This is a genomic window from Planctomycetaceae bacterium (assembly GCA_041398785.1).
GTDB lineage: Bacteria > Planctomycetota > Planctomycetia > Planctomycetales > Planctomycetaceae > JAWKUA01.
In genome coordinates, this window is the sequence record JAWKUA010000019.1 from 123,385 (window position 1) to 135,765 (window position 12,381).

The 12,381-nt window shown below is 60.1% G+C and carries 6 protein-coding genes; 3 read left to right on the top strand and 3 right to left on the bottom strand.

The annotated features are described in order from the left end of the window. The first annotated feature begins 223 nt into the window (after nucleotides 1–223). Complete coding sequence (locus tag R3C19_20410; GenBank protein ID MEZ6062714.1) at nucleotides 224–1,813, top strand: hypothetical protein; 1,590 nt, start codon at nucleotides 224–226, stop codon at nucleotides 1,811–1,813. Between the two features lie 222 nt (nucleotides 1,814–2,035). Here the strand turns inward: R3C19_20410 and R3C19_20415 are convergent, their stop codons facing one another. From R3C19_20415 to R3C19_20425, 3 genes are all read right to left on the bottom strand, one after another. Continuing rightward, nucleotides 2,036–2,809, bottom strand: coding sequence for a serine protease (locus tag R3C19_20415; GenBank protein ID MEZ6062715.1), 774 nt, complete (start codon nucleotides 2,807–2,809; stop codon nucleotides 2,036–2,038). Between the two features lie 578 nt (nucleotides 2,810–3,387). After that, a complete protein-coding gene (locus tag R3C19_20420; protein ID MEZ6062716.1) occupies nucleotides 3,388–4,809 on the bottom strand; it encodes a DUF1501 domain-containing protein in 1,422 nt (473 codons plus the stop codon). 110 nt (nucleotides 4,810–4,919) lie between these two features. After that, entirely contained in the window at nucleotides 4,920–8,075 is a 3,156-nt protein-coding gene (locus R3C19_20425) for a PSD1 and planctomycete cytochrome C domain-containing protein (protein MEZ6062717.1), read from the bottom strand. A 394-nt stretch (nucleotides 8,076–8,469) separates the two neighbouring features. Here R3C19_20425 and glnD point away from each other — a divergent pair, with 394 nt between their 5' ends. Together glnD and R3C19_20435 are read left to right on the top strand one after the other, a co-directional pair. After that, complete coding sequence (gene glnD / locus R3C19_20430) at nucleotides 8,470–11,133, top strand: [protein-PII] uridylyltransferase (protein ID MEZ6062718.1); 2,664 nt, start codon at nucleotides 8,470–8,472, stop codon at nucleotides 11,131–11,133. Nucleotides 11,134–11,161: 28 nt separating this feature from the next. Continuing rightward, on the top strand, nucleotides 11,162–12,067 hold the full coding sequence (locus R3C19_20435) for a hypothetical protein (protein MEZ6062719.1): 906 nt from the start codon (nucleotides 11,162–11,164) through the stop codon (nucleotides 12,065–12,067). The last annotated feature ends 314 nt before the right edge of the window (nucleotides 12,068–12,381 follow it).

The window sequence follows — 12,381 nt, forward strand, 5'->3', positions numbered from 1 at the left end:
GGCGCTGTTTGCGGTCTGCGGCACTACGGCGATTGCCGGTGAGTGTTACCCCGTTTGCAGTCCGTGCAATACGTCCTGCACAAGTTCTTGTGGCAGCATCTGCGACACCGGATGCGGCACGGCGTCATGTGCGACAGCGTCGTGCGGCACAGCATCATGCGGTGGGAGCGGGTGTGCGTCTGCCGAATGTGGTCAGCAGTTCCAGACTGTCACGCGGACAATTATGGTCCCGCAGCAGTTCACGGAATCGCGAACGATCACAACGACGGAGTACCGCCAGGAACAGCGGACTCGCAACTACACAGTCATGAAGCAGGTTCCCGTCACCGAAGAACGAACACGCACGTTCACCGTGATGGTTCCTCACCAGCGGACCCGGGAAGAGACCTATACGGTGTCGGTTCCGATTCAGAAGAGCCGTGAGGAAACCTACACAATCATGGTGCCGACTCAGGAAGAGCGTCAGGCCACACGCACTGTCACCAAGACCGTTTTCGACGACCAGGAACAGTCGTACACGGTCATGATTTCGTCGCCGGAAGAACGTCAGGGAACTCGCACCGTCTGCAGGACTGTCTTCGACGAACAGCAGCAGACATACACCGTTCAGGTACCGACTCAGGAACAGCGTCAGGGAATCCGCACTGTCTGCAAGACGGTTTATGACGATCAGGAACTGAGCTACACCGTTCAGGTGCCGACTCAGGAACAGCGACAGGGAACGCGCACGATCTTCAAGACAGTCATGGAAGACAAGGAACAGAGCTACACAGTGCAGGTGCCTTATCAGGAAGAACAGACCGGAACTCGCACGCTTTGCAAGACGGTTCCGGTCACTCGAACCCGAACGGTTTGCCAGGATCTCGGTCACTGGGAAGAGCAGCCGATCTCGACATGTTCCGCCGGTTGCGGTGCAATTGAATCGTCGTGTGGCTCGTCCTGTGCTTCCGCCTGCGGTTCCGGCTGCGGCACCTCGTCCTGTGGTTCGTCGTCGTGCGGTTCTTCCTGCGGCGGTTGTTCGACCACGATTGCGTCGTGCGACAGCGGTTGTGGTTCCATCCAGACAGCCTGTGCAACACGGCGCGTCTGGGTTCCCAACGTCGTGCAGTCTCAGGTTGAGTACACAGCCTACGAACAGCAGCAGGTTCAGGAACAGTACACCTACAGCGTCACGAAGTATCGTCCCGAAACCAAGACTCGCACCATCCAGGTCGCTCGCCAGGTGACGGAAGAAGTCCCGTACACCTACACCACGACCGTGATGAAGCCGGAAACCCGCACACGAACAGTGCGGACCGCGCGCCAGGTCAGCGAGCAGGTACCGTACACCTACACCACGACCGTGATGAAGTCGGAAGAACGGACTCGCACGATTCAGGTCGCGCGTCAGGTTTCGGAGCAGGTGCCGTACACGTACACCGTGACGGTCTGCAAGCCGGAAACTCGCACCCGCACGATCCGCGTGGCTCGCCAGGTGACGGAAGAAGTCCCGTACACCTACACCACGACCGTGATGAAGCCGGAAGAACGCACTCGCACCGTCAACTTCACCGTTACGGAACAGCAGCAGAAAACGCGGACGGTCAACTTCACGGAATGCGTCCCCGAAGAACGAACCCAGACCTACACCGTCACAAAGATCAACTGCGTCCCGGAAGAAAAGACCGAGACGTACACGGTCAGCGTGCCGTTTCAGGTGCAGAAGGAAGTTCCTGTGACTGTCTGCCGCATGGTTCCGCAGACAATCACGGAACAGATCCCGGTTCAAAGCTGCGGCACATGCAGCTCGTGCCAGTCGACATGCTGCAACTAACGTAGTTGCAGACTTCGTCACATGAACAGAACCCCGTGACTTCGGTCACGGGGTTTCTTGTTGCGCCGACACCTGTCGCATCCTGTGAACGCAGGTGACACACCGGGAAGAAGCCGGTACGTCCGCGCCCGTCCAGCGCTGACACAACCGGGTGTCGTGCCCGGCGCTGCGCAGACGGATCGATGCTGTTTGGGATTCTCGCGGAATCTGTCGAGTCGACGATTATTCGACCTCGATGTCAGAAGGTTTGCTTCCCGCTGCCGTACGGACGGGAGCTTCCGACGATGTCTGAGATGCCGTGCGTACGCCAGAGATTGTCTGATCGGCCTGCACCAGCTTCACCAGGTCGTGCCGCTGCAGCATTTCATAGATCGCGCCGCGGCCGGCATACAGACCGTGGTCCAGTTTGCGGTTTGCCGCGCTGCATACGCCAATCAGCCGTCCGGCGCTATCGAACAGTCCGCCGCCGGACCTGCCGTGAATTGGCGCAATGGCGCAGATCAGATGGTCCGCTCCCAGGTACAGATTGACGTCCCGCACGGAAATCTGCTGGGACGTCGGCCGTGCTCCGTTGTTGCACCCGATGCTCATCACCGGATCGCCTTTTGCGATTTCGTCCGAAGACAAATCAACCTGCGCGAACGGCAAGACTTTCATGGGACGGATGGTAATCAGGCCGACATCGGAATCGATGTGGTGACCCACGATCTCACCCAGATAAATGCGGCTTTCGTCTTCGCCAAAGACGTCGACTTCAACCAGAGCGTCATCACCGGCGCGGTCCATGATGTGGGCACACGTCAGGACCAGAGCGTATCCGGGGCTGCTCTGGATAATCGTCCCGGAACCGACCTGAGTTCGGTCGGATTCTGTGATCCGAATTCGCACCGTGGCGGCCATCGGATTCCATTGTTCCGGTACTGAGCCGAGGTCATCCGCGGCAAAGAGTCCCGCGGGGACGGCAACGGCGAGCAGCGCAAACACGATTCGGGTCATACCGGCCTCCTTGCCGGAACGAGGGGACTGTCATGCTGTCATAGGTGTCGCAGGCAGGGCCTTCCTTGATCTTGGGGCGATTCAGGCGGAGTGTTTTGCGACACGTGAGAATTTGACGCAACGGCAGAATGTCGCCGATGGGAATGAAATCGCGGCGCTCCGGAATCACAGCTCGGGAATTCGCGGCGAAATCGGCAGAGACTGCGGCACCGGCGGCCGATCACTGTGATCCGGCCAGAGTTTCCCGCGCGGCACACCCGGCGAATATTGCCGACATTCCCGCGGAACGTTCTCGAGAACACGCGACGCAAAACTTCGTCAGCGGGTCGCCGTTATGAGGCGTGCGGCAGATGTGAGTTTACCGGCCAGACGTCGGGCGGTATCCCCGGTTCCCTGCAAACACAACCGCGGCTTGCGCTTTGTCAGGCATGGATCGGTGGGTCGTGTGCCACTGGCTGTGCCAGTGCTTTCCGGAGTGCAGGGCACTGGCACAGCCAGTGGCACACATCGATTCACGATGGACAGGGCGCTAGCGCCGTGCGGCTCGCGTGCAGGTAACGACTCATCTGTCGCTCGTCTTACGAATCGATAACGTCCCGGACGACTCGCCCGTGGACATCGGTCAGGCGGAAGTCGCGGCCCTGAAAGCGGTGCGTGAGTTGTTCGTGATCGAAACCAAGCTGGTGCAGCAGTGTCGCGTGCAGGTCATGGACGTGAATGTGTTCGTCGATGACGGCAAACCCAAGTTCATCGGTCTTGCCGTACAGCAGTCCCGGCCGGAAACCTCCTCCCGCGACCCACAGCGTAAACGCGTCGATGTGATGATCCCGACCGCCGACCTTTTCTTCGCGGACTTCGCCCATGGGAGTCCGACCGAATTCTCCGCCCCAGATCACGATCGTGTCTTCCAGCAGGCCGCGTTCCTTCAGGTCCAGCACCAGTGCGGCAGACGCCTGGTCGGTTTCGCGGCAGACCTGTTCCAGATCGCCGGTCAGCGTCTGTCCCTTGCCGCCGTGGTGGTCCCAGTCCGTGTGGTACAACTGCACAAAGCGGACACCGCGTTCGACAAGCCGCCGTGCCAGCAGACAGTTGTTGGCAAAGGAATTCCTGCCGGGCTCCGCGCCGTAGGCCGTCAGTGTGGATTCTGATTCGGAGCCGATGTCCATCAGTTCCGGAGCACTGCTCTGCATCCGAAATGCCATTTCATAGGCGTTGATGCGAGTGGAAATCTCCGGATCGCCGGTAACGTCGTAGCGTTCGCGGTTCAGCGTGCCGACCAGATCGAAGAATCGCCGCTGGTGTTCGGGGGTAATTCCCTCGGGGCTGGTCAGGTTCAGAATCGGGTCGCCGGTTCCTCGAAACGGAACGCCCTGAAACGTGGAAGGCAGGAATCCCGAAGACCACAGTGCGTTGCCCGCGCGAGGACCTCGGGGACCGGACTGCAGCACGACGAAGCCGGGCAGATCACGCGATTCGCTGCCCAGACCATACGTCACCCATGAACCCATGCTGGGACGGCCGGGCACCTGAAAACCAGTGTTCATGAACAGCTTCGCCGGCCCGTGATTAAACACGTCCGTCGACATGCCTCGCAGCCAGCAGACTTCGTCGACGATCTTCCGGTGATGCGGCAGAAGTTCGCTGAGTTCCATGCCGCAGTCGCCATAACGAGCGAAGCGGCGAATCGATCCCAGCAGCCGGGCTCCCTTCGGCAGAAACGCAAACCGTCGACCCTTTACCAGCGAATCGGGCGGCAACTGTCCGTGGTACTTTTTCAGCGCCGGTTTGTCTTCGAACAGTTCCAGATGGCTTGGTCCGCCGGCCATAAACAGATAGATGACGTTTTTCGCTCGCGGCGCGTGATGACCCAGCCGCGGCGTCATGTCCTGGTGAGTGGCGGCTGCGGCGTCGCCAGCCAGCAGGCTGTGCAGAGCGATCGAACCGACGCTGAGTCCGGACGTCGAAAGGAACTGGCGGCGAGTGTTGTGGTCGGTCAGCATGGCAGGGTTGCCTCGAAAGTTGCCGAAGGAGGCCGTGTGGCAGGAGTGTTCGTGCGGCGGGACCGTTCGTGTAGCTGGAAAATTCGTGTGCGAACACAGTGCGATCGGGACTACTCCCGTGTAATGAATTCGTCGGTATTGATCAGAGCCCGTGCGACGGCAGTCCACGATGCGGCTTCGGCGGCGGAAATCCCTTCCGGCAGTTCCCGGCCGACGATCTGCCTGGCCGCGTCGCTGTCGGCCGAAAAATGTTGAAGCTCGCTTTGGTAGAACTCCACAACGGCGCTTCGTTCCGAATCGGACGGCGAGCGCGAGAAGCAGGTTCTGTAGAGGTGTTCGATCCGTTCCTGAGTTCGTCCGGTGCCGGGAACATCCTGCAGCAGTTTCACGCCGGCACCGGCCGCCATTTCGATCAGGCCCTCATCGTTCGCCAGAGTCAGTGACTGCAGCGGCGTATTCGAACGAACGCGAGCCGTGCAGACGGACTGAAAATCGGGTGAGTCAAACGTTGTCAGCATCGGATGGGGAGCACTGCGATAGAAGCGAGTGTACATCGTGCGACGATAGCGGGCGGGGCCGGCGTCGGCTTTCCAGTTCTTGTTCTGCTGAGTAAACGCGTAGACTCCTTCGGGCTGCGGCGGCCGGACACTGGGACCGCCGATTCGATTGTTTAGCAGGCCGCTGACACACAGGGCCGCGTCGCGCACGATTTCCGCTTCGAAGCGAAGTCGGTTCTGACGCAACAGAAGCTGGTTCAGCGGATCCACCTGGCCGGCGCGATCCGCCGTAGGTGACTCGGCAACGCCAGCTCCGCCGGCAGCGTCCCGGCTGCTCACGCGTGATGACTGTCGGTACGTCGCGCTGGTGACGATCAGCCGGTGAAGCGACTTCCGCGACCAGCCGTCCTTCACGAATCGAAAGGCCAGCCAGTCCAGCAGTTCCGGATGCGTGGGGAATGATCCCTGAGTGCCGAAGTCGTTTTCGGTAACCACCAGGCCGGAGCCGAAAAACTTCAGCCAGGTGCGATTCACGAAGACTCTCGGCGTCAGCGGATTGTCCGCTCGAACAAGCCACTTAGCGAGATCCAGACGAGTGGGCGTCTGACCTTCGGCAACCGACATGGCCGGGAAGATCGCCGGAACGTCGGCCGTCAGCGGCCCACTCTGAACGTCCGGTCGCAGAAAATCTCCGCGAATGAAGCGGTACGTCGTGCGGGGTTCCGCCAGATCCTTCATCACCATGCAGCGCGTTGATGAGCCAAAGCCGGCCGCTTCCCGCGCGGCTTTCAGATCCGCCTGAGCGGCCAGCAATTCCGTGTCCTGCTGCAGGAATGCTTCCGCGATCAAACGGTTCTGGTCATCGATGCGCTGCGAAGATTCCGTTTGCAGCGCCGCCACGACTTCCTGACTGGTCACCTGACCGGGTGTTTGGTCGGAAACATCCATGGCAAAACGCCCGATGTTGTAGAAGCCTTCCAGAGCCTGATGTTCCAGAGTCATAGCCAGCCGCGACCCGGCCTCCACCTGCAGCGGCGGATCGAAGACGTAGTACGCTTCGTGCCCGGCATTCATTTTGACATCGGAACGGCCGGTGACGTTGATGGCCCATCCGCTGCCCGAGTTTCCGTCGATCGAATTCTGCACGGCGTGTCCGGCCTGATGGTGAGACGCCTGAGTCCTGGCGATGTCCACCAACTGCGCCCCGACTTTCACTCGAAAACCGGTCAGCACGAAGTTGCCGTTGTCGGCCAGTCCAGGACCATTCTTCGGCAGCGATTCGTGCGGCAGAACTCGCAGCCGAATCGCGGCCACGGACGTCAATTGCGGCAGCTCGCACGATACTTCGTACGTTTCCTTTTCGGCACCGCGGTCGGCGAGCAGCGACAGATCGTCAAGCAACTTCAGCTTCGCCGATCTCGCGCCGAATTCCACCGGACGCAGCGGCTGCCAGTCGATGGCGACCGGAGTCTGTTCGGATGCTGCCAGGTATTGCGTTTCCCACGATGTGCGGCGCTCCTGCTGAGTCGCCTGTAGTCGTTCAATTCGCTGCTGTGAATCCGTCAGAGCTTCGGCCAGTTTCGGCGGCAGCGGATCCAGCAGCAGTTCGTTCTCGCGAACTTCAACCGTCGGACCGACGTTGTTGACGTCTTCCGTTTGATTGAAGAATGCAAACAGCCGAAAGAATTCCTCCTGAGTAATCGGGTCGAACTTGTGGCTGTGGCATTGAGCACAGCCGACCGTCAGTCCCAGCCACACGGCTCCCGTTGTGTTCACGCGGTCAATCACTTCTTCGTTGCGGAACTGTTCGTCGTCGGTACCGCCTTCTTCGTTGATCAGTGTGTTTCGATGAAATCCGGTGGCCACAAGCTGACCCTTCGTCGGGTGCGGCAACAGGTCTCCGGCAATCTGTTCAATCGTAAACGTGTCGAACGGCATGTCGTCGTTGATGGCTTTGATGACCCAGTCGCGATACGGCCACATCGTGCGGTCGCCGTCGATGGTGTAGCCGTTGGAGTCCGCGTATCGCGCCTGGTCCAGCCAGTGTCGCCCCCAGCGTTCGCCGTAGTGCGGACTGGCCAGAAGATCGTCGACAAGCTGTTCGTAAGCGGCATCGGACGGATCAGCGACAAACGCTTCCACCACTTCGGGCGAAGGCAGCAGCCCAACCAGATCAATATACAGCCGTCGCACAAGAGTCGCCGGATCGGCCTGCCGGGAAGGCTGCAAGCCGCTGGCCCGCAGCTTTTGAACGATGAAGGCATCGACGCCGTTGCGAACGTACCTGGCCGATTCCGGGTCGACGTTCGGCGGTGCGACGTCCGCGACCGGCTGGAAGGCCCAGTGATCGTCGTAGGTGGCTCCCTGTTCGATCCAGCGGTGCAGAAGTTTTCGTTCTTCGTCGGTCAGCCGTTTTCTGGTTGCGGCGGGAGGCATCCGAATCGATTCATCGTCGGCGGAAATGCGTTCGATCAGCAGGCTATTATCGGGAGCACCGGGGACGATCGCCGCGGATCCATCACGATCGGCGACGGCCGTGTTGCGCTGATCCAGCCGCAGGTCTGCTTCACGGGCTCCGGCATCGGGACCATGACACTGAAAGCAGTTGTCCGCCAGAATGCGTCGAATGTCGCGGTTCCACGACACGCGATCACTGTTCGGCGCGGACCTTCCACTGTGGGTGTCATCCGCGTATGTCGCGTTTAACGAAATCGCCGCTGAGTAACCTGCGACGACCAGCACGACGTGAACGATTCTCAGCAATGCCATGACACCACGGTCCGCCAGGATTCAGGAATTCGCGGCCATCGGCGTGATTCGCAGCCGCGTTTGACAGTCGTCAGCAGACGTTCTGCAGGCGTTCAAGGTATCCCCAATTGCGGTGCGTAGCAACTTCCGACCGGCAATCACCGACTACCGTCACGTTGCCTGGGCGGCGGCCCTCGTGCCTGTTGTCAGCCGATCTGTCGCCGGGAATTGGTTCTCTGCTGTGGGCAACGAAATTCTGGCGTATTCCATCGGGTCGGTGGCGCTGTAGACTTCCTGAGTCCGGTTCGCCTGCTCATGTTGAGGCAGGTTTTTCGATCCACCGCCAATTTGCCGCGCTGTCGCCTCGGATCAAACGACGGAACGGGTTGACTCGAACAAAGACGGAAGTCTCCGCGTGTCTGCTACCGACGTATTGGAAATCGACGTCTCCAGCCTTACGGAACGACGGCGGCTGGTCGCTGACTTTCGCGACAGGGCGGCGCAGCGTTCCGGTTCCGGCGACAGCGGGATCGAAATCTGTGAGTGGTACTCCGACCGGCTGGACGAACTGCTGACGGCGATGGTTCGTCACCAGCTTGTCCGGCAGGGCGTTTCGGAAGACGCGCCGTTCGCAGTTGTCTGTGTCGGTGGCAACGGTCGTCGTCGACCGGCGCCGTATTCGGATCTGGATCTGCTGCTGGTTGCCGAATCGAGGTCGCTGGCACGGCTGTCTCCGATGCTGTCGGGCTTCGTGCGCGACTGCTGGGACACCGGTTTTCAGCTTGGTCACAGCATTCGTTCACCGGACGACGTGGTTCGCTTTGCTCTGGAGGACGTGCAGTTTGCGACATCACTCATCGAAATGCGGCTGCTGACCGGTTCGGCAAGTCTGTTCGATGCCGTGTGTCAGAAAGTCCAGCGACGCGTGTTCGGCGGAGACAATCCGGAGCTGTTCGTCGCGCGGTGTGTGGCCGCTCGGCGCGAGGAATGGATGGCTCGCGGAGATTCCGTCAATCAGGTGGAACCGGACGTCAAACGATCGCCGGGCGGACTGCGAGATCTGCACCTGCTGCGCTGGGTGACCTTTGTTCGTCACGGAGATTCCCATCCGGCCACGATGCTGGAACACGGCGAACTGCGCACTCGCGAACTGGCGGCCCTGACGGGCGCCGACGAATTCCTGACGACGCTGCGAGTCCGGCTGCACTGCCAGGCGAAGCTGAAACAGGACGTGCTGACTCGCGAACTGCAGCTTCAGCTTGCCAACGGGAAAATCTCCGGCGACCGGGACTCCCTGCGCGGCGTCGAAATCTTCATGCAGGAATATTTCCGGCAGACGTCGCAGGTGTCGGAAATCACACGCCGCGTAACGGAAGTGCCGCAGTCGCCTTCGATCCTGAAGCGATTCTATAAGGCCATTCTGCCTTCGCGCACGCCCGATGGCTACAAGATTGAAAACGACGTGCTGGACCTGGACGCCGCCGCCGTCGCCGGGCTGCGGAACGATCCGGTCGCCCTGCTGGACGCCTTTCTCTACGCAGCGACGGAAGAGCTGAGCCTGGCACCGTGGCTTCGCAAGTCCATCGGCAAGATCGCTCCCCACCTTCCCCGCAACCTGTCGCGCGAAGCGACTCAGCGGTTTCGCAGAATCCTGCGAACCGCCGACGGACTGCCGCAGACTCTGCGGATGATGAACGAAACCGGTATTCTGCAGTGGCTGATTCCGGAGTTCGCCGAAATCGGCTGCCTGATTCAGTTCAATCAGTATCACAGCTACACGGTCGACGAACACACGCTGAAAACGATTCACGAAGTTGTGGCGCTGGCGCGTGATGAATCTCCCGTCGGTTCGGCGTATGAGGGTGTTCGCCACAAGGCCACGCTGCATCTTTCGCTGCTGATGCACGATATCGGCAAGGGACGTGAAGGCGATCACAGCATCATCGGCGCTGAAATCTGCGAAGGCGTTGCGACGCGCCTGCAGATGGCGGAACACAAGAAACAGATGATGAAGTTTCTCGTCCGGCACCATCTGGTGATGCCGGACCTGGCGTTTCGACGCGACATTACCGACCCGTCACTGCTGACAGACTTCGCTCGGCTGGTGGGATCGCCTGAACAGCTTCGAATGCTGTACGTGCTCAGCGTTGCCGACATCAGAGCCGTCGGGCCGGATGTCTGGACCGACTGGAAGGGTGAACTGCTGGCGGAACTTTACGGCCGAACGATGGAGATCGTCAGCGGCCGGCCGTTTCAGCATATGGAGCAGGAGCGGCTGCACACCATCCGCGAACACGTGCGACAGTCGATTGTTCCGATCCCCGGTCATTCCGGTCCGGAGTGGTCCGCATGGATCGACAAGCAGTTGAACGCGCTGCCGCCCTTTTATCTGATGACGGAGAACCCCGATCGCATCGCCCGCGACCTGGACATCATGCAGCAACTGGGCAATGCAGAAGTCCGCATTGAAGGCCAGCATGATGCGGAAACCGATACGGTGCGATATCGCATCCTGGCATCGTCGGCGTTCGAACCCGGCAGTTTTCACAAGATGGCGGGCATCCTGTCGGGACTGCGAATGGACATCTGCACGGCTCAGTCCTGCACAATGGCCGACGGAACTCTGATCGCCTGTTTTCAGGTCATCGACAACGACTTCAGCGGTCCCGTGCCTGATGCCCGCATCAACAGTGTTTCGCAGGCGATGATTGATGTGCTGACCGGAAAAATTTCGGTGGACAGCATCTTTCGCAAGAGCAGCGTCTTTCGCATGAAACGCCAGGCGAAATCATTCCTGAAAGTGCCGCCACAGGTTTCCATCGATAACGACTGTTCGGAAAAATTCACTGTCGTTGACGTGTTCGCGATGGACAGTCCCGGCCTGCTGTACACGCTGGCCCTCACGCTGCACCAGCACGGCATGTCGGTGGAACTGACTCGCATCGCCACACGGATCGATCAGATCGTCGACGTGTTCTATATTGTCGACGCGTCCGGCCGGAAGGTCACCGATTCCGGCGTGCTGGAATCGCTGCGCTCAGCGCTGATGACCGAACTGCAGGCCCTGCACGACGCGTAGTCCCGCGCGTAGTCCCGAAGGAACAACGATGCCGAAGAAGAACAGCCGTCGCCAAAGTGCGAAAGATGACTGTTTTCCCTGTCAGCTTGTCGAACACGACGACACGTTCAGCGTGATTCTTACGAAATTCAATCTTCTCGAAGACCGTCTTCCGGAACCGGACGCGGGTGGTTATGCGGTGGAAAAGCTCGCCCGCCGGCTTGTTCGCGCAAACAAGCTGAAAGGTATCAGGTTCGACTCGGAAGCCAGCATGTTCTGTGCGTACGCAGACGAGAAGGCTCCGCTGCTGGCACTGTGTTCTCTGCTGCGTGAACAGTCCGGCGGACAGGATCAGCATCAGCCGGCGGCCGTGCAGAAACCAAAGATTTCACACAAAGCGGCCCGCAAACTGCTGCAGAAGGGCTTTCTGGATTCGCTGAACGGCAAGGCTCAGAAGGAATACCTCAGCAAGGTTCCGCCACCACCGCTCAGCCGGCAGCAGGCCGAACTGATGCGTCTGCTGCGCGAAGGCAGCGACGCCGAGAAACTTAAGGCGGCACGGAAAATCAACAGCGAAGCCAGAAACCTGGTCCGCAGCGTCGACCACTATCTGTCCCATCCCGATACCGTGACGCGGATGCTGGCGTGCTGCGATAACGAAAAGAACGACTCCGCCACCTATCGCGAAATCATCTGGGCGCTGGTCTTTATCTGCAACCGCCATCTGCCGGACCGCCGCATTGCTCCGTACTTCGAATCCTGCCTGGAAAGCAGCGACGCTCAGACGCGAATTCTGGGACTTTGGGGCCTGAAGAATATCGGATTGCTCACGGAGAAAATGGTGCAGGCGTTGCTGGAAGACAAGTCAAAGAAAGTCCGCGACGAGGCCGAACGTTACGCCGACTGGGCCGGCTACGCCCGTGACTTCGAGTACTGGGCGGAAGAAGAAGAATAGCGCCTTCGCCGCCGTAATCGCGTTCGGCGTGATTGCGTTCTGACAGTCGCCCGCGGTCCCGCGGCGACGTGACTTCCGTTGACGCAGAACCGGTATGCGCCGAGTCCGGTGAGCCGTTCATTCAGGCCGCGCTGACCGGCGATGGCGCGGAGCCACATGACTCGCCCAGCGCAACCGGCAGACTTCCGAAGTACCGCCCGCCCCGAGCCGCTTTGCATCGCCTGCGAACGTTGTCGCCTGGGTAAGGAAAAGCTCGACATGTCTCGGTCGCCAGTGTGTCCGTGACACGCTTTGAACCACAGCCCTTGCGGCAG